Below are 19,996 nucleotides of genomic sequence, written 5' to 3'. Positions count from 1 at the left end.
CGGGGTGCCGGGTCCCGCCGTCCCGTTCCCGCCGTCCGGCTTCCGCCGTTCCGCTCCCGTCGGCCGCCCGGAGGCAGGCCGGAGGGTGCCCGGAGGCGGGCCGGACGGCGCCCCGTGCGGGCGCGCGCTCCGCGGGCCGGGCGGCGGCCCTGTACGGGCGGGTGACGACCGGCCCACGGCGCGCCCCGGTGAGCGGTGCCGAGCCCGTCAGCCGGCGCTGACGGCGGCCCGGACCCGGTCGGCTGCCTCCTCCCAGGGGACGGGCGTGGCGACCACCGCGCGCAGCGCCCGTATCTGGCGCGGGGGCAGGGCGACGGCCAGCACGCCGACGGCCCGGCCGGCCCGGCCGTAGAGCGCGACGGCGCGGCGCGCCTCCCGGTCCAGGACGGTGGTCTCGACCCGGTCGGCGCCGGAGGTCAGGCCGTACGCCTGGAGCTTGAGGCCGAACTGGTCGGACCAGAAGTACGGCACGGGGGCGAACGGGCGGCGCTCCGGCCGCTCCGTGCCCGCGCCGTCCGCGGCGCCGTCGCGCTCGGCGCTCAGTTCGGCGACGAGGTTGCGGGCGGCGGCCATGGCCTGCTCGGTGGCGTTCATCCGGTGCTCGATGCGGAGCGGGCGGCCGTGCAGCGGGTGCTCCCAGCGGGCCACGTCGCCGGCGGCGTAGATCCCGGGGGCGGCGGCGCAGTAGGTGTCGCAGCCCAGTCCGTCGGCGGTGTCCAGGGCCGGGTCGGCCAGCCAGCCCACGGCGGGCTCGGAGCCGATGGCGAGCAGCACCAGATCGGCGGGGAGCCGGCTGCCGTCGGCCAGGTGGACGCCGCCGACCGCCGCCGGCGCTCCGGGTGCCGGGTCCGCGGCGGTCTCGAACTCGGCCACCTCCCCGGTCAGCAGGCGGACGCCGCGGGCCCGGTGCTCCGCCGCGAGGAGTTCGCCGATCCCCGCGCCGACGGCGGCGGCCATCGGCACCGGTTCCCGGCCGACCAGGGTGACCTCGTGCCCCAACTCGCGGGCGACCGCGGCGGCCTCGCAGCCCAGGACGCCGTTGCCGACGACGACCAGGCGGCGGGCGCCGCCGGACAGTCGGGCCCGCAGGGCCAGCGCGTCGTCCAGGGTGCGCAGGGTGAGGACGCCGTCGAGGCCGTCGGCGGCGGGCAGCGTGCGGGCCGCCACACCGGTGGCGACGATCACGCCGGCGCAGGCCAGCCGCTCGCCGCCGTCGAGGGTGAGGGTGCGGGTGGCGACGTCGAGGCCGGTGGCACGGGTGCCGAGCCGCAGGTCGAGGCCGAGCCGGGTGAGCTCCTCCTCGGTGCGCAGCCGCAGCCGTTCCGGCTCCCAGGCACCCTGCAGCAGTTGCTTGGACAGCGGCGGCCGGTCGTACGGGAGGTGGGGCTCGTCGCCGATGAGGGTCAGCGGGCCGTCCCAGCCGGCCCGGCGCAGGGACTCGGCGGCGGTGATGCCGGCGGCCGAGGCGCCGACCACCGCGATCGGGCGGGCGGTCACTCCTGCACCTCGATCGCGGCGGCCGGGCAGACGGCGACGGCCTCGCGGACCGCGGCGTGCTGCCCGGCCGGCGGCTCGGCGTCGAGGAGGACGGCCACGCCGTCCTCCTCACGCTGGTCGAAGACCTCGGGCGCGATCAGCACGCACTGCCCGGCGGAGCAGCACTTGTCGGCATCAATGGTGATCTTCATCAGGTTCTCCTTCGTGGATACCGCCGGCTTCGGCCGAGGGAAGAAGCGGAGCTCCCGCGGAGCGCGGCAGGGGGAGGAGTCAAGTCCCTGGGAGCACCGTAGTCGGCAGCCCTCCGGCCGGCGCGCGACGGGTGCCACCCCGGCACCGGACCCGTATTTCCCCCCGCGTGCTCCGATAACTCCGGTCTCTTGTCCGCCCGTTGCGTATCCATATGGGCAACAACACGCATCTTCCGTCCGGTTGACAGGTCGGTGGGTGTCGGCGCCCCTAGGGTGGCCGGGTATGAACGACGAACCGATCCATGTGACGGTGTGGGACGAGGGTCTGCCCGGGGCGCCGCGGGCGCTGCTGGTGCACGGCACGATGAGCTGGGGCACCGAGTGCTTCGCGGGGCAGCGGCCGCTGGCCGGGATGTTCCGGCTGGAGCTGGTGGACCGGCGCGGCTACGGGGACAGCCCCGACATCGAGTGCAGCGACTACGCGGTGGACGCCGAGGACCTCGGCCGCCTGCTCGGCGAGGGCGCCCATCTGGTGGGGCACTCGTACGGCGCGGCGGCCGCGATGCTGGCCGCCGCGGCACGGCCGGAGGCGGTCCATTCGCTGACCCTGATCGAGCCGTCGCCGCTGCGCACCGCGGCCGCGCACCCCGTGGTGCTGGCGGCGGTGGAGCGGATCAGGGCCGCGTTCGCCGACGCCGGGGCGGCCGGGGAGGTGAGCGCGGAGGAGTACCTGCGGCAGTCCACCGAGGCGTACGGGATGCGGCTTCCGGAGGTCACGCCCCGGATGCTGCGGGCGGTCCGGTCGGCCATGCGGGAACGGCCCGTCTGGGACGCGCAGATCCCGCTGGCGCCCCTGGTCCGGGCGGAGATGCCGAAGACCGTGATCAACGGGACGTGGGAGACCGCGCACCCCGAGTACCGGGCATTCGTCGGCGATGCGCTGGCCGCGTGCGGCGAGTACCTCGCCGAGATGATCGGTGCCCGGCACGTGCAGGTCCCGGGCACCGACCACACCCCGCACCAGGACCGGCCCGAGGTGGTCAACGAGGTCCTCACCCGGCTGTGGCAGGGCTGACCGGGGCGGCGGCCGGCGCGGGGCGGGCCGGGTGCCGGTCTCAGTCCACCTCGATCCCGAAGTCGCCCACCAGGGCGGCCAGTCCGCCGGGGTAGCCCTGGCCGCCGAGGACGAAGTCCCAGTCGTCGCCGGCACGGCGGCGGAACGAGCCGAGCACCAGCGCCCGTTCACCGGGCCGTCCGTCGGAGACCGGAAGCCGGTCCAGTTCGGTGCCGGCGGCGTCCAGCAGGCGGATCCGGGCGTCGGTGAAGCCGGCGAGGTCGCCGTCGGGGTCGGCCTCCGGATCGACCGCGGCGACCAGGACCAGTCGGTCGGCGGCGGGCGGCAGGCCCTCGAACCGCACCCGCAGCGCGGCGCGGTCCTCCGTCACCCCGGCCAGCATCCGCACCGAACCGTCCGGTGTGGCGGGGTTGTTGAAGAAGACGAAGTGGTCGTCGTCGAGCACGGCGGTGCCCTTGCAGACCAGGGCGCAGACATCGAGGGCGGCCGCACCGGACCAGTTCATGGCGAGGGTGACGTGGTCGGCCGCCTGCTCGGCGGACTCCGGGGCACCGGGGCCGTCGCCGTCGGGGCCGAGGCGGCCGCGCAGTCCGTGCCGGCCGAGCAGGTCGACGAGTTCGGGGCCGGCGATCAGGGTGAGCGGTTTGCCCTGGGCGAAGCGGTGGGCGCCGGGCCCGAAGTGGGAGGTCGTCACCAGGACGCCCTTGTTGGCGCCTTCGGACTGGACGGTCCCGTAGAGGTCCCGGACCGCGGACGGCGGGACCGTGTTGCGGTAGCGCTTGACCTGCACGATGATCTTGCCGCCGCGGATCGGGTCCGGGTCCAGGGCGTCCACGTCGATCCCGCCGTCGCCGGAGCGCTCGGTGGTGACCGCCTGCATGCCCATCGCGCGGAACAGCTCGGCGACCACCTGCTCGAAGGCGAGCGGGTCCATCGTGTGGAGGTCGGCCTCGCCGTCGGTGCCGTGCGAGACCACCGCGCCGCCGGCGATGTCGTCCGGCCGCCGTCCGGGGCGCACCGGGGTGCGCTGGTCGGGGCGGGTGGAGAGCTGGCCGCGGAGCCCGTCGGTGAGGCAGTCCAGGGCGCTGACCTGGGCCAGGTCGTAGGAGTCGACGGCGCTGCGGGGGGCCAGGACGGTGGCGAGGACCAGCAGGGCGGGGCGGCCGGTGACCGGGTCCACGTCGTCGACGAAGCCGTTGAGCGCCACCGAGTCCAGGGCACCGTAGGTGTCGGCGGCGAACAGGTCGCGCAGGACGAGCAGGACGCTCTGGGCGAGCACCTCGCGGTAGAGGGCCCGGCGCTGGGCGGCCGGGCGGGCGGTCTCCCGCTCCTCGTCGGCGGTGGGCAGATACCGGACGGCCTTGACGGCGGGGACGATGTCGTAGCCGGGCAGTTCCCAGTCGAGGACCAGTTGGCGGGCGGCGGTGTCGTAGCCGGCGCTGAGCTGGCGGGGGAAGCCCTCGGGCCAGGACGTGCCGGAGTACAGGGCGGCGGAGAAGTACTCGACCACGGCGTCGGCGTCGCCGGTGCGCAGGCCCGCGACCAGCTCCTGGACGCCGGCGTTGTGCCGGCGTATCGCGACCAGGGCGCCGGCGGCCCACTGGTCGTACTGCTGCCGGTAGCCGGCCAGTTGGGACTGGCGCTGGGCCTCGGCGGCCTGGGCGGCGTACCAGTCCTGTTCGAAGCGGGCGCGGGCCTCTAGCTGGTCGCGGTCGCGGCGGGCGCCGGACCGCATCCCGCCGGTGGGCACCTGGTAGCGGGCCGGGTCGGGCATGGCCACCGGGGTGGCGAGGGCTCCGGGGGCGAACGGTTCGACCTGCTCGGGGCGGAGCAGGGCGTCGGCGGTGAAGGCCGGTGCCCGGCAGCCGTCGGCGAGCAGGTCGGTCAGGGCGGTGACGCGGGCGTCGAGTTCCTCGGTGCGGCGGCGGGCGTCGGCCTCGCGCTGGCGGCGGTAGGCGGTCTGCCGCTCGCGGTGCATCCGGGCCATGGCGCGCTCGGCCGTGCGGGCCTGCCGTTCCTGTTCCCGCTGTTGCTGCAGGCGCGCGCGGTGCTCGGCCTCCGCCCGGCGTTGCTGCTGACGCTGCGCCTCGGCCCAGATGCCGAGTAATCCCTGGGAACGGCGGCTCATCTCGCGGTTCGTCCTCCCCCCGGGGCGGTTGCCCCCGGAACCTGCGGCAGTGGTGACGTCTGTGCCGGTCTGCCCTGGTCTGCTGTGGTGAGCCGACTTTAGCGGGGGCGGACGCCGGGGATCAGGGGTGGGCGGCGATCGACCGGGGCACCCGACGGGCCCACCCACACCAACGCCACCGGCATCACGTGAAGTTCACGCGGACTCGCCCGGCACTGCGCGACCTCCGTAGGCGCTTCCGTCGTGAGCATCACGAGTGCGGGCGGCAGCCCGACGGCCAACTCCCGTCCCCGAACCGGAGCATGACGCCCGAACGCACACGGATACCGGATTGCGCGGCGCACACATGTGCCCGTACCGTGGGGACCGTGACTACCGGGTCGGCCATGGGCCATGAGCGAGTGAGGCACCCGGTCACTTCGTGACCGCGCGGCGGGTGAGAGACCCGCCCCTGCCTCCCAGGCTCTTCTTCTCTTCTTTTTCGCGCCTTCGCTGCGCGCTTCCTTCCGCTCCGCGCGGCTGTTCCGCGCGCGCGTCTTCCTTCCTTCACCACGGACGCCATCGTCGTGCCGCGCCCTGCCGCGCCGCGCCACCGCCGTCGCGTGGTCGCCTCAGCCTGCCCGCGCGGCCCGCGCCCCGGGCACCTCATCTCCCTGGAGAGCACACCTTCATGCCCCATGACTTCAACCAGCAGGTCATCGACGAGTTCCGGGCCAACGACGGCCGGGTCGGCGGCCCCTTCGAGGGCGGCCGACTGATCCTGCTGACCACCACCGGGGCCCGCAGCGGCGCCCCGCACACCACTCCGCTCGGCTACCTCCCCGACGGCGAGCGGATCTTCGTCATCGCCTCGGCGGGCGGCGCTCCGCGCCACCCGGCCTGGTTCCACAACCTCCTCGCCGACCCCCATGCCACCGTCGAGAACGGGACATTCACCTACCGGGCACGCGCCGAGGTGCTGACCGGGGCGGACCGCGAGGGGGGCTTCGCCCGCGCCGTCGAGGCCGACCCGGGCTGGGCCGCCTATCAGGCGAAGACCAGCCGCATCCTCCCGGTGGTGGCGCTGACCTCGGTCGAGACCGGCCCGCCGCGGTTCGCCGGGGCCACCCCGGGCGCCACCCTCACCCTCGTGCACGACGCCTTCCGGCGGGAACTCGCCACGATCCGGAAGGAGTTGGCCGCCACCGGCTCGGTGCTCGGCGCGCAGCTGCGGATCAACTGCCTGACGCTGTGCCTGGGGCTGTCCAACCACCACACCGGCGAGGACCGCATGATGTTCCCCGCGCTCCGCCACCGCTGGCCGGAACTCGCCCCGGTCCTGGACCGCCTCGACGAGGAGCACCGGCGGATCGCGGCCCTCATGGAGGAGCTGCGGCGCACGCTGTCCGAGCCGTCCGCCGCACCCGGCGACCTCCACGCCGAGGTCGAGCGGCTGACGCACGAGCTGGAGGCCCATCTGACCTACGAGGAGGAGCATCTGATCCCGGTGCTCGACGCGATGGCCGGCTGAGCCCGGCGCACGGTGCCGGCCGCCGGAGTCAGATCCGGCGGCCGTGGCCCTCCCAGTAGGGGTCCCGCAGCTGCCGTTTGAAGAGCTTGCCGGAGTCGTCCCGCGGCAGCCGCTCCTCGAACACCACGGTCCGCGGCACCTTGTACGCGGCGAGCCGCCCGGCGACATGGGCGCGGACCGCCGCGGCGGTGAGCCGCTCCCCGGCGTCGGTCTCCAGGTGCGCGGCGAGCACCTCGCCGAACTCCTCGTCCGGGATGCCGAACACCGCCGCGTCCCGCACCCCGGTCAGGGACAGCAGGCAGCCCTCGATCTCCGCCGGGTAGATGTTGACGCCGCCGGAGATCACCATGTCGTTGCGGCGGTCGCTGAGGTAGAGGTAGCCGTCCTCGTCGAGGTGGCCGATGTCGCCGAGGGTGACGTATCCGGGCAGGCCGGGCGCCTCCACGGCGGCGCGCCCGTCCGGGTCGCCGAGGTAGCTGAAGCGGGGCCAGGTGTCGGCGGGCCGGACGTAGATGTCGCCGGTGGCGCCGGGCGGCAGCGCCGTCCCGTCGGGCCCGAGGACGGCGACCGCGCAGGTGCCCTCGGCGCGTCCGACGGTGCCGGGGTGGGCCAGCCACTCCGCGCTGTCGCACCAGGTCACCGCGCCGGTCTCGCTGCCGCCGTAGTACTCCCGCAGCACCGGCCCCAGCCAGTCGATCATGGCGTGTTTGATATGCGGCGGGCAGGGGGCCGCGGCGTGCACCACGGAGGTCAGCGAGGAGACGTCGTAGCGCTCGCGGACCTCCCGGGGCAGGCGCAGCAGCCGGACGAACATGGTGGGGACCATCTGGGTCTGGGCGATGCGGTGCCGTTCGACCAGCCGCAGGAACTCCTCCGCGTCGAAGCGCGGCATCAACGTGATGTCCAGACCGGCCGCCAGGGCCAGGACCGCGTGCTGGCTGGGCGAGGCGTGGTAGAGCGGGGCGGGGATCAGGGTCCGGCCGCCCGGGGCGACCGCGAAGTATTCGAGGAAGCCGGTGACCGCCTCGGCCAGCACCTCCTGGGTGACCGGCTCGCGCAGAACTCCCTTGGGGCGACCGGTCGTTCCGGAGCTGTAGATGACGGTGGGCGGGCGTAAGGGGGCGGGCCGGTCCAGTGGGGCGCGCTCGGCCAGCCAGTCGTCGAGCAGCGGGTACCGGCCGGTGGCGGCCGGGGCGTCCGTCCCGCAGGCGGCGGCCACACCGGGCGGTACGGCGACCTCGATGACATGGACGCCGGTGGGGAGCACGGCGGTCACCGCGGGCAGCAGGTCGGTGTGGGCGAAGACCACCACGCTGCCGCTGTCGGTGAGCACATGGCGCAGGTCGTCCGTGCGGAAGTGCCAGTTGACGGGGACGGCGGCGGCGCCGAGCAGGGCCGCCGCGGTGGTGATCTCCAGGTGCGCGGGCTCGTTGCGGAGCACCACCGCGACCCGGTCGCCGGCCTCGACTCCCAGCTCCGCCAGGCCCGTTGCGATCCGTGCGGCACGGTCGAGGAGTTGCGGATAGCCACGTTCATGCCCCGCGCAACGTAGGGCGGGGGTGCCGGCGGCGGACGGTGCGACGGCTTCCATGGTGCCTCCAGGAGGGAGCGGCCAGGACCGGCGCACACCGGTCCGGCTCATTGAACAGCCAACCGCCGCGCGCCCACCAGAGCGCCCCGCGCCATCCCCGGCGCGCCCGGCTCCGCCGTCGCGTCCCTCGTCCGTCCGGCAGGCGGGACGTCGGCGATCGGGCCTGGTCCGGTGCTCCGATCGCCCCGCACGGGGCGCCGTCGCCGGTGGCCGCTCCTATCCTCGGGGCCATGGACAACAACGACATCCTGCGCACCCACGGGGAGGCGCTGACGCTCTTCGGCTCCCGGGTCCACGCCGTCCGGGAGGACCAGTGGGAGGCGCCCACCCCGTGCACGCAGTGGTCGGTGTTCGATCTGGTCAACCACCTCACCGCGGAGCAGATGTGGGTGCCCCACCTGGTGCGGGACGGGTACACGATCGCCGCGCTGGACGGGGACTTCGACGGCGATCAGCTCGGCGAGGACCCGGTGGGTGCCTGGGACCGGGCCGCGGCGGCGGCCGTCGCCGCGTTCTCCGAGCCGGGCGCCCTGCACCGCTCGGTCCACCTCTCGTACGGCACCACCCCGGCCGACGCGTACTGCACGCAGATGACCGCCGACGCCGTGGTGCACAGCTGGGACCTGTCCCGGGCGATCGGCGCCGACGAGCGGCTGCCGGAGCGCCTGGTGACCGCGGCGCTGCGCGAGGTGGAGCCGTACGCCGAGGCGTTGGAGGGCTCCGGGCTGTTCGCCGCGCCGGTGGAGCCCCCGGCGGGCGCGGACGAGCTGACCCGGCTGCTGTGCCTGCTCGGTCGCCGTCCCTGAGCGCCTCGGAGGAGGCCGGCCCCGATCCCGCGCAGGGGGTCGGGACCGGCGGGCGCTCCAGTCGATGCGGTCGGGCGCTCTAGTCGATGCCGCGGACGATATGCGTTTCGACGGGATCCTCTTCGCAGCCGGCCAGCCGGACCGGCGCGCAGCGATCCCACGCCTCGAGGTTGCGGACTTCCTTGATTCGCCCGGGGCGCTCGCCCTGCTTCAGACGGGGCTGCTTGTGTTGAGCCTTGTGCACTGCCACCACGCACTCCTTCTTCGAGGTATTGGTTCCGACGCGGTGGCGCCTTCTCACAGACCGGGAGGTCGGCCAGGGTCGTGGCGTTCCCGCGACGGGCCAATGGTGTTGGCGTCTCCCAGGTGGGTCGTCCGTCGCCTTTCAGGATAACGGCGCCCCGGGTGGGCCGCTCGACTTTTTCGGGCGATAACCGCACGTCTCGGGAACACACGGGGACCGCCGGCGGCACGGCGCGCGCCGGGGCGCGGGGGCACGCTCCGTCACTCACCCGCCCGGCTGTCGGCCTTCCCTTGCGCACCGCGTTCGCTCCGCTCCCCGGGTTGCCGGGTCCGGGGCTTTCCGTAGCGTGGAAAGGTAGGGCGTATGCACGAGGGCGCCGGCCCGCGTGCCATGTCCGTGCGCGGCGGGCCGCGGTGCTACGCATGGGCGCGTGGAATGGTTCTCGGATCCTGGTTCATGGCTCGGCCGGCTGGTCTTCCAGCGGATGCTCGCGGTGCTGTATCTGCTCGCGTTCGTCGCCGCGGCCCGGCAGTTCCGGGCGCTTCTGGGGGCCCGGGGGATGCTGCCGATCCCCGCGTTCACGGCGCGGGTGCCGTTCCGGCTGTCCCCGTCGGTCTTCCAGCTGCACTACTCGGACCGCTTCTTCGCGGGATGGGCCTGGGGCGGGGCGGCGCTGGCGGCGGCGGTCGCGGCGGGGGCGGCGGACGCGGTGCCGTTGGGGGTGGCGATGCTGCTGTGGGCCGTGTTGTGGGCGATGTATCTGTCGATCGTCAACGTCGGTCAGACCTGGTACGGGTTCGGGTGGGAGACGCTGCTGCTGGAGGCGGGGGCGCTGGCGGTCTTCCTCGGCAACGCCGACACCGCTCCCCCGGTGCTGATCATGTGGCTGCTGCGCTGGCTGCTCTTCCGGGTGGAGTTCGGCGCCGGGCTGATCAAGATGCGCGGCGACCCCTGCTGGCGGGAGCTGACCTGCCTCTACTACCACCACGAGACGCAGCCGATGCCGGGCCCGCTGAGCTGGTTCTTCCACCATCTGCCCAAGCCGCTGCACCGGATCGAGACCGCCGCCAACCACGCCGCCCAACTCGCCCTGCCGGTCCTGCTGTTCACCCCGCAGCCGGTGGCCGGATGGGCGGCCCTGGGGATGGCCGCCACCCAGCTGTGGCTGGTGCTGTCCGGCAACTTCGCCTGGCTGAACTGGATCACCATCGCCCTGGCGCTGTCGGCCGCCGCCCCCCTGTGGGCCACTCCCCCGGCGGCGCCCGGCGCCCCGCCGGTGTGGTTCGAGGTGCTGGTGAGCGCGGCCGCGGCCGGTGTCGTCGCGCTCAGCTACCGCCCGGCGCGCAACCTCGTCTCCCGGGGGCAGTTGATGAACACCTCCTACGAGCCGCTGCACCTGGTCAACTCCTACGGGGCGTTCGGCAGCATCACCCGGGTCCGCCGGGAGATCGTCGTGGAGGGGACGGCGGACGCGGTCTCGGGGCCCGGGACGACCTGGCAGGCCTACGAGTTCCACGGCAAGCCCGGTGAAACCGCCCGCCTGCCGCGCCAGTTCGCCCCCTACCACCTGCGGCTGGACTGGCTGATGTGGTTCGCGGCGCTGTCGCCGGGCTATGCCCGGTCGTGGTTCCTGCCGCTGGTGGCACGGCTGTTGGAGAACGACCGGGACACCCTGCGGCTGCTGCGCCGCAATCCGTTCCCCGATCTGCCGCCGGCCCGGGTGCGGGCGCGGGTCTTCCGCTACCGCTTCACGACCTGGCGGGAACTGCGGGAGACCGGCGAGTGGTGGCAGCGGACCGCGGAGCGGGAATTCCTGCCTCCGGTGTCGCGGTCAGCTCTGTACGGAAGGCGATGACCATCTCGCGGGCGTGCCGGAGCCCGATGCGGGTGAAGTCCCGTTCCAGGGCGTCGAGTTCGGTCAGGGTGCGGGCCCGGTCGCGGCCCAGCCGGGCGCGGGACTTGGTCAGGCCCAGCCGGGAGAGCGCCTCGCCGCGCGGCTCGTGCATCTCCCGGAACTCGCCCAGCGCGAGGGTGTAGGTGTCGCGGGCCTCGGCGTAGCGGCCCGCGCGGTAGAAGACGTTGCCGCGCATCTTGTGGTTGTAGGCGAGCGCGCCGGCGAGGTCCATGGTGCGGCAGATGGCCTCCGCCTCGGACAGCAGGGCCAGCGCCCGGTCCGGCTCGCCGCGGGCGGAGAGCACGTCGGCCACGCCGCGCAGCGACCAGGCCCGGCCGCGGAAGTCGTCGGCCTCGGCGGCGATACGGGCGGACTCCTCGAACAGTTCCAGGGCCTTGCGGTGGTCGCCGGTGTTGCGGTGCATCTGGGCTATGCCGGACATCGCCCAGACCATGTGCCGGGCCTCGCCGTGCTCCCGGGCCTGCGCCAGGAGTTGCTCGTGGAGTTCGGCGACCGCGGCGTAGTCGCCCTGGATGCGGCCGGTCTCGGCGAGTCCGGCGAGGGAGTAGCCGAGCGCCAGGCGGTCGCCGCCGGTCTCGGCGAGCGCCACCGCGTGGGTGAGCAGCCGTCGGGCCAGCGGCAGGGTGCCGCACTGGCGGGCCAGGGTGCCGCCGCTCCATAACGCCCAGGCCATGGCGGCCGGTTCGCCGGCGGCGCGCCCGCTGCGGTAGGCGGCGCGCCAGGCGGCTCCCGCCGCTTCCGCCCTGCCCAGTCGCCGGTTGGCCTCGGCGACGGCCAGTTGGGCTCTGGAGCGCTCCAGCGCGGTGCCCGCTGCGGCGAGCGTCCGCTGCGCGGTGGCCAGTACCTCCTCGTAGGAGGAGTTCACGCTCAGCGTCGAGCCCAGTTCGCCCTGGTACTCCGGGGCGAATGCCTTGCCGTACATCAATCCGTGGCCTCTCCCTCGTGCTTTTCCCCGTGATCACGAACGTACGAAAGGGAGAGGGTCCGGCGAATCCGTCCACGTATGGGTTGTGACGTACGACTGGAGTGCTACGGGTGGGGGTGGTGGTCATCATCGGGATGTACGGGGCCCTCGGGGTTACCGAAGGCTGACGCCCCGTCAAATGGGGCGCTCTTGCGGGGTGGTGGAGGGCAGGTCACGCTGGCGGGCACGGCACCGGAGGTGGGGCATGGGCGAGGCGGCAGGGGTCCACGGCGGGATCGGGCGGCGGCGGTTCGCCGGGCTCGTCGCGGCGGGCGCGGGCGGGGCGGTGGCCCTCACGACCGGTGCCGGCGCGGCGCGGACCGGGCGGCGGCGACCGCTCTTCCTGGGGACGTACACCTCGCAGCCGGGCGGCGGCACCGGCATCGGCCTGGCCGACTACGACCCCGCAACGGGCGCGCTCACCGCCGCCGGAGTGCTCCAGGGCGTCCCCGACCCCTCCTATCTGGCCCTGGCGCCGGACGGCCGGACGCTGTACGCGGTCGACGAGCAGGACGACGGCGCGGTGACGGCGGTGGCGCTGCCGCGGCGCGGCGGGCCGGTGGTGCTCGGCAGCCGGTCCACCGGCGGGGCCGGACCGTGCCATCTGTCGGTGCACCCCGGTGGGCGGTGGCTGCTGAGCGCCAACTACCTCTCCGGGAGCGTGGCCGTGCACCCGATCGACCGCCGCAGCGGGGCGCTGGGGCCGCGCACGGACCTGGTCGTGCACACCGACCCGCCGCCGGGTCCCGGGCAGACCGGTCCGCATGCGCACCAGATCGTCACCGCCCCGGACGGCCGCCATGTGCTCGCCGTGGACCTGGGCAACGACACCGTCTACAGCTACCGACTCGACCTGCGGGCCGGGACGTTGGCGCAGGTGTCGTACGCGACGCTGCGGCCCGGCGCCGGCCCCCGCCATCTGACCTTCCATCCGTCGGGGACCTCCGCCTATCTGGCGAACGAGGTCGACAACACCGTGGTGGTCTGCCGCTACGACCCGCTCGGCGGGCGGCTGGTGCCCGGTGCGCCGCAGTCCACCGGGACCGGCCCCGGGGTCAGTTATCCGGCACAGCTCCTGGTCACCCGGAACGGCCGGTTCGCCTTCCTCGCCAACCGGGGTGACAACAGCCTCACGCGGTACGCCGTGGAGGCGGGCGGGGCCCGGCTGCGGCTGCTGGACACGGTGCCGGTGGGCGGGGACTTCCCGCGGCAGATCGCGTTCTCGCCGGACCAGCGGTGGTTGTTCGCCGCGAACCAGAAGTCGGGCTCGGTGACGGTGTTCGCGGTGGACGCCCGGACCGGGGCGCTGGGGCGGGTGGGCGAGCCGTTCGCGGCGCCGCTGGCGGTCTGCGCGCTGCCGCTGTGATCCGCGGGCGCGGCGGTCCGCGGCAGTGCGGCCGGCGCGCCCGAAACACTGCGGCAACAGGGCCGCAGGATTGGCGCGTTAGCGTCGCAGCCCATGACGACGGGAACCACAGCCTCCGGCGCCGGGGCCGCGCCGGACACCAGTCCAGGGCCGCAGGCCCCGGCCGGCCCGGGTGCGGCGGCCGCCGGCACGGGGCTCCGGACGGGCCTGACGCGCCGCCATCTGCAACTGATCGCGCTGGGCGGGGTGATCGGCGCCGGGTTGTTCGTCGGCAGCGGGGTGGTGATCCGTTCCGCGGGGCCGGCGGCGGTGGTGTCGTTCCTGGCGGCCGGCGGGCTCACCGTGCTGATCATGCGGATGCTGGCCGAGATGACGGTGGCCCGCCCGGCGCTGGGCTCGTTCTACGCGCATGTGCGGGAGGCCCTGGGCCACCGGGCCGGGTTCACGGTGGGCTGGCTGTACTGGTACTTCTTCGTGGTCGTGGTCGCCGTCGAGGCGGTGGCCGGGGGCCGGATCATCCGGCTGTGGCTGCCCGGCGCCCCGCTGTGGGCGGTCAGCCTGGTGCTGATGGCGCTGCTGACCGCGACGAACCTGGTCTCGGCGCGCGCCTACGGCGAGTTCGAGTTCTGGTTCTCGTCGGTCAAGGTCGTGGCGATCGTGGTGTTCCTCTTCCTGGGCGCGCTGTATGTGCTCGGGCTGTGGCCCGCTGCGTCCGGCGGGCTGTCGCAGCTCACCGCGCACGGCGGCTTCGCGCCGGAGGGGATCGGCGCGGTGCTGGCCGCCGTCGTGCCCTGCGTCGGCTTCTTCACCGGCGCGGAGATCGTCACCGTGGCCGCCGCGGAATCGGCCGAGCCGGAGCGGGCGGTGGCCGGCGCGATCCGGTCGATCGTGCTGCGGGTGGTGGCGTTCTATGTGCTGTCGGTCTTCGTGGTGGTCGCGGTGGTGCCCTGGACGTCGAAGGCGATCGAGGTCAGTCCGTATGCGGCGGTGCTGGACCGGCTGGCGGTGCCCGCGGCCGGCACGGTGATGAATGCCATCGTGCTGATCGCGGTGCTCTCCTGCCTGAATTCCGCGCTCTACACCTCCTCCCGGATGCTGTTCGCGCTCACCCGCAACGGGGACGCGCCGCGCGGTTTCACCAAGGTGAGCGCGAGCGGGGTGCCGCGCCGGGCACTGCTGGCCGGGACCTCGGTCGGATATCTGTCGGTGGTCGCGGCGTGGCTCTCGCCCGATGTCGTCTTCTCCTTCCTCATCAACTCCTATGGCGCCATTGCGCTGTTCGTCTATCTGGCGATCGCGGTGGCGCAGTTGCGGATGCGGCGCGGTCTGGAACGCGACGAGCCGGCACGGCTGACCCTGCGGATGTGGGGCTATCCGTGGCTCAGCCGGCTGACCATCGCGCTGATGGCGCTGGTGATCGGGGCGATGGCGGTGCTGCCGGACAGCCGGGCGCAGTTCTGGCTGAGCCTGCTCACGCTGGGTGTCGTCCTGGCCGCCTACGAAATCCGGCGGCGGGTCCGGCGGGGTTGAGACAGCGGGCGGGGCAGACCGTCCGTGGCGCCGCGGACGGCCTGCCCTCCTCCCCCTCGGAAAAGGCTCCTGGAATTCCCCGGGAAACCCTCCGGATGCGCTGGGGGGCGTTGCGTGTTCCCTCCCCATTCCGTTGGAATTTTCCGGGGTTTCCCGCTTCCTCGTCCGGTCGATTTACCGGTGGATTCGACCGGACGAGGCCCCGCTTAGGCGGCCGTCAGGGCTCCGTTCCTCACTGTCCGCCGGTGCCGTGGACCCGCAGTCGGGTGCCCGGGAAGATGAGGTTCGGGTCCGTGCCGATAACCTGGCGGTTCTTGCGGTAGATCTCCCGCCAGGGCTTTCCGTGGACGACGGCGATACCGCTCAGTGTGTCCCCGGTATTGACCACGACTGTGCTGCCGGAATGGTGCTGCGGCGGCTTCTTGTAGGGGTTTTTCCCGGGTGCCGGGTGCCGGTGGTGGGGACGCTGCGGTGCGGCGTGCCCGCGGGCCGGCAGGGTGTGTGCGCCGCCGTGGGAGGTTCCGCGCAGCCCCAGCGAGGCCGAGCAGGCGGGCCAGGCGCCCCAGCCCTGGCGGGCCAGGACCCGTTCGGCGACCTGGATCTGCTGGGTGCGCGAGGCCCGGGCGGCGCGTGCCGCGTAGGCGCCGCCGCCGTAGGAGTGCCAGGTCGAGTGGCCGAACTGCAGCCCTCCGGAGAAGCCGTTGCCGGTGTCGATCCGCCAGTTGCCGCCGCTTTCGCACTGGGCCAGGCGGTCCCAGATGCCACTGCTGACGGCTTCGGCCGGCTCGTCGGGCACCGTGCCCAACGCGCCGGCGGCCAGCAGGACGGCGGCCGCGGTGACGCTCCGGGCCCCCCGGCCGCGCAGTGCCTCGCCGCGGGCGGCGCGGTCCGCCGCTGCGCGGGTCTCCGCGGCCGGGCATTCCCGCGCCGTCGGCGATTCCTGCGTTTCCGGAACCTGCTGAGTTTCCATGTGCGTGCTCCCGTCGCTTGTGCTGTGCGTACTGATGTGTCGCTCGTTCCGGGATGCCGGCTTGGCCGGTATTCCGGCGAGCGCGCAGAGATGTCAGCGATTTCGGCGAGTTCTGGGATTCTGGATCGTTGAGCGGTTTCTCCGATGCGGTTTTCTTCGTCTTTCTCCGTCGCGTCGAATTCGACGAGGACGAGACAACCACGGGCCGCGTCGACATCGGGAGAGCGCGCGGTAGCGCTTTCGGCGGCCGGCCTGCCCCCTCGCCGCCGGAAGGGGGACGGAATCCTCCGCATGGCGCACGAGCGCGGCGGGTAGGGGCGCACCCCTCGCGACCGGGGTGCCGGACCGGGCGGCGATCGCCCGGCCGTTCGACTGCGGGCCGTTACCCGCCGTGGCCACGCCGGCGTCGATGCATACGCGCGGCGGGGGCCGCACACACCGCGCACGGCCGGCCGGACGGTGCAACCACCCGGGTTTCGGCGGAAGTCGGCAGGTGGCCCGCGGCCCGCCGGGCCGCCGCGCGGCGCGCACCGGCCCGGCGCACCGGCACCGCTCCGGCCGACCCGCCCCGTGCGCTCCCGCCCGTGCCCGTGTGCCCCGCCTCCCCGCGCGTCACCGCGCCGCCCGTGCGCCCCTCCGCCCCGCCGACCCGCCGGTCGCGGGGGCCGGGACGCGGCGCGTCGACGGGGTGGCACGTGCGCGGGGCAAGCGCACTACCGGTCGTCGGGGGTGAGGAACTGCTGGAGCAGCTCCCGAAATTCGGCCTCGAAGGCGTCGTAGCGGGTGCGCAGTGCGGCGCCCGGCCAGGTGCCGGGGAGGAGGGGGGCCGGCAGCAGCGGATCGGTGAGGAGGTGGCGCAGGACCGCCGCCGCGACGGTGAAGCGGTCGGCGGGGGTGCCGGCGCGGTCCAGCGCGGCCCGCAGTGCGTCGGCGCGGGCCGCCCAGCCGTCCAGGTCCCACAGGCTCCGGGCCAGCGCGGCCGGGTCGCCGTCGGGGGTGCCGGTGAACCAGGTGCACTGCGCGGTGGCCACGTCCGGGCGGGGCCGGTCGAGGTTGGCGGGGCGCAGCCAGCTGCCCTCGCGCAGTTCGGCCATCCGCAGCGCGGCCATCGCCTGCCGCAGTGCGGCGCGTTCGGCCGGCGGGCGGCTGCCGTCGGCGCTGACCACGGCGATCTCCCAGTCGCCGGACCAGGGGCGGGTCCGCGGCGCACGGCTCTCGTCCTGCCGGGCCTGGCGCGCCAGCAGCCGGGTGGTCAGCGCGTAGCAGCCCGCGTGCTGGCGGAGGTCGCCGGCCGCCACCATCCGGGAGAGCGCGACCCGGACGGTGCCCTCGGCGATGCCGAAGAGCTCGCCGACCCGCACCAGCGCGCGCACCGGCAGCCGCGGCGGGTGGTGGCCGAGGAGGGTGCTCAGCAGGACGGAGCGGGCGGTCAGCGGGCGGAGGGCGAGCGGGGCGTCGTTCATAGGTGCCGGAAGTCTAGGTCGTACGGAACGGGCGGGGCAGCCGGGGGCAGTGGGACCAGGGTCGCCGCCGACACCGCACCCACCCGCCTTACACCCTTCCATCATCCGTCGGAAATCTGTAACGTCACGGTATGACCGTCACCCATGAAGTCACCAATCAGGCCCCGCCGCTGACCGGATTCAACGCCGCGGACGAGCCCGCGCTGCTGGAGGCGCTGCGCCGGGAGGGCGGCGCATGGGGCGAGTCCGAGGTGGTCGGGATCGGTGCGCTCGCCGGGTCCGCCGCGGTGCAGGAGCAGGCGCACTGGGCGGAGCAGCAGCCGCCCCGGCTGCAGACCCACGACCGGTACGGGCACCGGGTGGACGAGGTCGAGTTCCACCCGGCCTGGCACCAGTTGATGACCACGGCCGTGGAACACGGTCTGCACGCCGCGCCGTGGACCGACGACCGCCCGGGGGCGCATCTGGTGCGCGCCGCCAAGTTCTACGTCTGGTCGCAGGCCGAGGCCGGCCACGGCTGCCCGATCTCGATGACCTACGCCGCGGTGCCCGCCCTGCGCGCCGCGCCGGAACTCGCCGCGCGGTACGAGCCGTTGCTCACCTCCCGCACCTACGACTTCGGGCTGCGCGCCCCGCTGACCAAGCGCGGGCTGATCGCGGGGATGTCGATGACGGAGAAGCAGGGCGGCTCCGACGTACGGACCAACACCACCGCCGCGGTGCCGGCCGGGGACGGCAGCTACCGCCTCACCGGCCACAAGTGGTTCACCTCGGCCCCGATGAGCGATGTGTTCCTGGCGCTGGCGCAGACCGCGGAGGGGCTGAGCTGCTTCCTGGTACCGCGGGTGCTGCCGGACGGCACCCGCAACGGGATGCACCTGATGCGCCTGAAGGACAAGCTGGGCAACCGCTCCAACGCCTCGTCGGAGATCGAGTACGAGGAGGCCGTGGCCTGGCCGGTCGGCGAGCCCGGCCGCGGGGTGCGGACCATCGTCGAGATGGTGAACATGACCCGGCTGGACTGCGTGCTGGGCTCGGCGGCCGGGATGCGGGCGGGGCTCCGGCAGGCGCTGCACCACACCGCCCACCGGCGGGCGTTCGGGCGGGAGTTGGACCGGCAGCCGCTGATGCGCTCGGTGCTGGCCGACCTCGCCGTCGAGTCGGAGGCGGCCACCGCGCTGGCGATGCGGCTGGCGGCCGCGGTGGACCGGTCCGGGGCCGGCGACGCCGGGGAGACGGCGCTGCGCCGGCTGGCGCTGGCGGCCGGCAAGTACTGGGTGTGCAAGCGGGGCAGCAGCCACACGGCGGAGGCCCTGGAGTGCCTGGGCGGCAACGGCTACGTCGAGGACTCCGGGATGCCGCGGCTGTACCGGGAGGCGCCGCTGCTGTCGATCTGGGAGGGCTCGGGCAACGTCGCCGCGCTCGACGTACTGCGCGCGCTGGCCAAGGAACCCGCCGCGCTGGACGCCTACTTCGCCGAGGTGGACGCCGCGGCCGGCGCCGACCGGCGGCTGGACGCGGCGGTGGCCGGGCTGCGGAAGATGCTCGGCGAGCTCGGCGATCCGGAGCGGGCCCAGCTGATGGCCCGTTCGCTGGCGGAGCGGCTGGCGCTGGTCCTCCAGGGAGCACTGCTGGTGCGGCACAGCACCCCGGCGGTCGCCGACGCCTTCTGCGCCTCCCGGCTGGACGGCGAGTGGGGGCACGCCTTCGGCACCCTGCCGCCCGGCGCCGACCTCACCGGAATCCTCGGGCGCGCCCGGACCGGCGGGGAGTCCGTCTGATGCCCGAGGAGAGCGGCGCCGCCGTACGGGTCGAGCGGGCCGGGCCGGTGACCACGGTGGTGCTGTCCCGGCCCGCCGCCCGGAACGCGGTGGACGGCCCGACCGCCCGCCGACTCGCCGACGCCTTCCGCGCGTTCGACGCCGACGAGGAGGCGCGGGTGGCGGTGCTGTGGGGCGAGGGCGGCACGTTCTGCGCCGGCGCCGATCTGAAGGCGATGGGCACCGCGCACGGCAACCGCGTGGCGCCGGACGGCGACGGGCCGATGGGCCCGACCCGGATGCGGCTGCGCAAACCGGTGATCGCGGCGGTCGCCGGGCACGCGGTGGCCGGCGGGCTGGAGCTGGCGCTCTGGTGCGATCTGCGGGTGGCCGAACAGGACGCGGTCTTCGGGGTGTTCTGCCGGCGGTGGGGAGTCCCGCTGATCGACGGCGGGACGGTGCGGCTGCCCCGGCTGATCGGGACGGGCCGGGCGATGGACCTGGTGCTGACCGGGCGCCCGGTCCCGGCCGCGGAGGCCCTGGACATCGGCCTGGTCAACCGCGTGGTCCCCGCCGGCACCGCGCGCACCGCGGCCGAGCGACTGGCCGCGGAGCTGGCCCGCCTGCCGCAGTCCTGCCTGCGCAGCGACCGCGCCTCGCTGCTGGAGCAGGAGGGGCGGGACGAGGAGACGGCCATGGCCGCCGAACTCCGCCACGGGCAGGCCGTGTTGGCGGAGGGGCTGGCGGGCGCGGCGCGGTTCGCGGCCGGCGCCGGACGGCACGGAGCGGCGGCCGACCTGACGTGACCGTCGGCGGCCCGCCGGAGGGGGGCGGGCCGCCGACGGCCACACCCGCCGGGTGCCGTGCGCCCGGCCGCCGGGGCGCGGTACGCCTGCGGGACCGCTCCGGCGGGGCGGGGTCCGGGCCCGGCCGTGACCTGCGGTCATGCCCGTCACCGTGGGTCATGGCCGCCGGGAATGCGGGGC

16 protein-coding genes are annotated in these 19,996 nt (G+C 74.6%); 8 read left to right on the top strand and 8 right to left on the bottom strand.

What is annotated here, in order from left to right:
- Positions 1-207: 207 nt before the first annotated feature.
- Together ACIQE0_RS01430 and ACIQE0_RS01425 are read right to left on the bottom strand one after the other, a co-directional pair.
- The gene (locus tag ACIQE0_RS01430) at positions 208-1,497 is read right to left on the bottom strand and encodes an NAD(P)/FAD-dependent oxidoreductase (protein WP_402328197.1); all 1,290 of its coding nucleotides are present in this window, start codon (positions 1,495-1,497) and stop codon (positions 208-210) included.
- Complete coding sequence (locus ACIQE0_RS01425) at positions 1,494-1,688, bottom strand: ferredoxin (protein ID WP_366330327.1); 195 nt, start codon at positions 1,686-1,688, stop codon at positions 1,494-1,496. Before ACIQE0_RS01425 ends, ACIQE0_RS01430 begins: the two co-directional genes overlap by 4 nt.
- A 283-nt stretch (positions 1,689-1,971) precedes the next feature.
- On the opposite strand from ACIQE0_RS01425, the gene ACIQE0_RS01420 reads away from it, so the two are divergent.
- Complete coding sequence (locus tag ACIQE0_RS01420; protein ID WP_366330328.1) at positions 1,972-2,763, top strand: alpha/beta hydrolase; 792 nt, start codon at positions 1,972-1,974, stop codon at positions 2,761-2,763.
- Positions 2,764-2,803: 40 nt separating this feature from the next.
- Here ACIQE0_RS01420 and ACIQE0_RS01415 read toward each other — a convergent pair whose 3' ends face one another.
- Positions 2,804-4,891 (bottom strand): restriction endonuclease, encoded by a 2,088-nt coding sequence (locus ACIQE0_RS01415; RefSeq protein WP_366330329.1) that lies wholly within the window; start codon positions 4,889-4,891, stop codon positions 2,804-2,806.
- A 670-nt stretch (positions 4,892-5,561) separates the two neighbouring features.
- Here ACIQE0_RS01415 and ACIQE0_RS01410 point away from each other — a divergent pair.
- Positions 5,562-6,401 (top strand): nitroreductase/quinone reductase family protein, encoded by an 840-nt coding sequence (locus ACIQE0_RS01410; protein ID WP_402328194.1) that lies wholly within the window; start codon positions 5,562-5,564, stop codon positions 6,399-6,401.
- A gap of 28 nt (positions 6,402-6,429) precedes the next feature.
- Here ACIQE0_RS01410 and ACIQE0_RS01405 read toward each other — a convergent pair whose 3' ends face one another.
- Positions 6,430-7,992 carry an AMP-binding protein gene (locus ACIQE0_RS01405; RefSeq protein ID WP_402328192.1) on the bottom strand — a complete coding sequence of 521 codons (1,563 nt, stop codon included), beginning with the start codon at positions 7,990-7,992 and terminating at the stop codon, positions 6,430-6,432.
- 230 nt (positions 7,993-8,222) lie between these two features.
- Here ACIQE0_RS01405 and ACIQE0_RS01400 point away from each other — a divergent pair, with 230 nt between their 5' ends.
- The gene (locus ACIQE0_RS01400; protein ID WP_366330333.1) at positions 8,223-8,798 is read left to right on the top strand and encodes a TIGR03086 family metal-binding protein; all 576 of its coding nucleotides are present in this window, start codon (positions 8,223-8,225) and stop codon (positions 8,796-8,798) included.
- 79 nt (positions 8,799-8,877) lie between these two features.
- Here ACIQE0_RS01400 and ACIQE0_RS01395 read toward each other — a convergent pair whose 3' ends face one another.
- Positions 8,878-9,048, bottom strand: coding sequence for a hypothetical protein (locus tag ACIQE0_RS01395; RefSeq protein ID WP_157846778.1), 171 nt, complete (start codon positions 9,046-9,048; stop codon positions 8,878-8,880).
- Between the two features lie 424 nt (positions 9,049-9,472).
- Here ACIQE0_RS01395 and ACIQE0_RS01390 point away from each other — a divergent pair, with 424 nt between their 5' ends.
- Positions 9,473-10,897 (top strand): lipase maturation factor family protein, encoded by a 1,425-nt coding sequence (locus ACIQE0_RS01390; RefSeq protein WP_402328190.1) that lies wholly within the window; start codon positions 9,473-9,475, stop codon positions 10,895-10,897.
- Here ACIQE0_RS01390 and ACIQE0_RS01385 read toward each other — a convergent pair.
- Entirely contained in the window at positions 10,791-11,879 is a 1,089-nt protein-coding gene (locus ACIQE0_RS01385) for a tetratricopeptide repeat protein (protein ID WP_402328188.1), read from the bottom strand. The genes ACIQE0_RS01390 and ACIQE0_RS01385 overlap by 107 nt on opposite strands.
- A gap of 247 nt (positions 11,880-12,126) precedes the next feature.
- On the opposite strand from ACIQE0_RS01385, the gene ACIQE0_RS01380 reads away from it, so the two are divergent.
- Together ACIQE0_RS01380 and ACIQE0_RS01375 are read left to right on the top strand one after the other, a co-directional pair.
- Positions 12,127-13,287, top strand: a complete 1,161-nt coding sequence (locus ACIQE0_RS01380) for a lactonase family protein (RefSeq protein ID WP_366330336.1) — start codon at positions 12,127-12,129, stop codon at positions 13,285-13,287.
- A gap of 93 nt (positions 13,288-13,380) precedes the next feature.
- Positions 13,381-14,817, top strand: a complete 1,437-nt coding sequence (locus ACIQE0_RS01375) for an amino acid permease (RefSeq protein WP_366330337.1) — start codon at positions 13,381-13,383, stop codon at positions 14,815-14,817.
- 232 nt (positions 14,818-15,049) lie between these two features.
- Here ACIQE0_RS01375 and ACIQE0_RS01370 read toward each other — a convergent pair whose 3' ends face one another.
- Positions 15,050-15,787, bottom strand: a complete 738-nt coding sequence (locus ACIQE0_RS01370) for a transglycosylase family protein (RefSeq protein WP_402328185.1) — start codon at positions 15,785-15,787, stop codon at positions 15,050-15,052.
- Between the two features lie 713 nt (positions 15,788-16,500).
- Complete coding sequence (locus ACIQE0_RS01365) at positions 16,501-17,250, bottom strand: PaaX family transcriptional regulator C-terminal domain-containing protein (RefSeq protein WP_402328183.1); 750 nt, start codon at positions 17,248-17,250, stop codon at positions 16,501-16,503.
- 131 nt (positions 17,251-17,381) lie between these two features.
- Here ACIQE0_RS01365 and ACIQE0_RS01360 point away from each other — a divergent pair, with 131 nt between their 5' ends.
- On the top strand, positions 17,382-19,031 hold the full coding sequence (locus tag ACIQE0_RS01360) for an acyl-CoA dehydrogenase family protein (RefSeq protein WP_402328181.1): 1,650 nt from the start codon (positions 17,382-17,384) through the stop codon (positions 19,029-19,031).
- Positions 19,031-19,816, top strand: a complete 786-nt coding sequence (locus ACIQE0_RS01355) for a crotonase/enoyl-CoA hydratase family protein (RefSeq protein ID WP_402328179.1) — start codon at positions 19,031-19,033, stop codon at positions 19,814-19,816. Before ACIQE0_RS01360 ends, ACIQE0_RS01355 begins: the two co-directional genes overlap by 1 nt.
- Positions 19,817-19,996: the final 180 nt, after the last annotated feature.

Origin of the sequence: Streptomyces sp. NPDC093097, from assembly GCF_044754325.1 — a bacterium.
Classification (GTDB): Bacteria; Actinomycetota; Actinomycetes; order Streptomycetales; family Streptomycetaceae; genus Streptomyces.
Note: the sequence above shows the minus strand (reverse complement) of the source record. Positions and strands in the feature narration are given on the sequence as shown.

Excerpts from the sequence above, each read along its gene's own strand:
- ACIQE0_RS01365 (WP_402328183.1), bottom strand. The coding sequence starts at position 17,250 with ATGAACGACGCCCCGCTCGCCCTCCGCCCGCTGACCGCCCGCTCCGTC.
- ACIQE0_RS01420 (WP_366330328.1), top strand. The coding sequence starts at position 1,972 with ATGAACGACGAACCGATCCATGTGACGGTGTGGGACGAGGGTCTGCCC.
- ACIQE0_RS01380 (WP_366330336.1), top strand. The coding sequence starts at position 12,127 with ATGGGCGAGGCGGCAGGGGTCCACGGCGGGATCGGGCGGCGGCGGTTC.
- ACIQE0_RS01415 (WP_366330329.1), bottom strand. The coding sequence starts at position 4,891 with ATGAGCCGCCGTTCCCAGGGATTACTCGGCATCTGGGCCGAGGCGCAG.
- ACIQE0_RS01410 (WP_402328194.1), top strand. The coding sequence starts at position 5,562 with ATGCCCCATGACTTCAACCAGCAGGTCATCGACGAGTTCCGGGCCAAC.
- ACIQE0_RS01355 (WP_402328179.1), top strand. The coding sequence starts at position 19,031 with ATGCCCGAGGAGAGCGGCGCCGCCGTACGGGTCGAGCGGGCCGGGCCG.
- ACIQE0_RS01360 (WP_402328181.1), top strand. The coding sequence starts at position 17,382 with ATGACCGTCACCCATGAAGTCACCAATCAGGCCCCGCCGCTGACCGGA.
- ACIQE0_RS01385 (WP_402328188.1), bottom strand. The coding sequence starts at position 11,879 with ATGTACGGCAAGGCATTCGCCCCGGAGTACCAGGGCGAACTGGGCTCG.
- ACIQE0_RS01425 (WP_366330327.1), bottom strand. The coding sequence starts at position 1,688 with ATGAAGATCACCATTGATGCCGACAAGTGCTGCTCCGCCGGGCAGTGC.
- ACIQE0_RS01375 (WP_366330337.1), top strand. The coding sequence starts at position 13,381 with ATGACGACGGGAACCACAGCCTCCGGCGCCGGGGCCGCGCCGGACACC.
- ACIQE0_RS01405 (WP_402328192.1), bottom strand. The coding sequence starts at position 7,992 with ATGGAAGCCGTCGCACCGTCCGCCGCCGGCACCCCCGCCCTACGTTGC.
- ACIQE0_RS01370 (WP_402328185.1), bottom strand. The coding sequence starts at position 15,787 with ATGGAAACTCAGCAGGTTCCGGAAACGCAGGAATCGCCGACGGCGCGG.
- ACIQE0_RS01400 (WP_366330333.1), top strand. The coding sequence starts at position 8,223 with ATGGACAACAACGACATCCTGCGCACCCACGGGGAGGCGCTGACGCTC.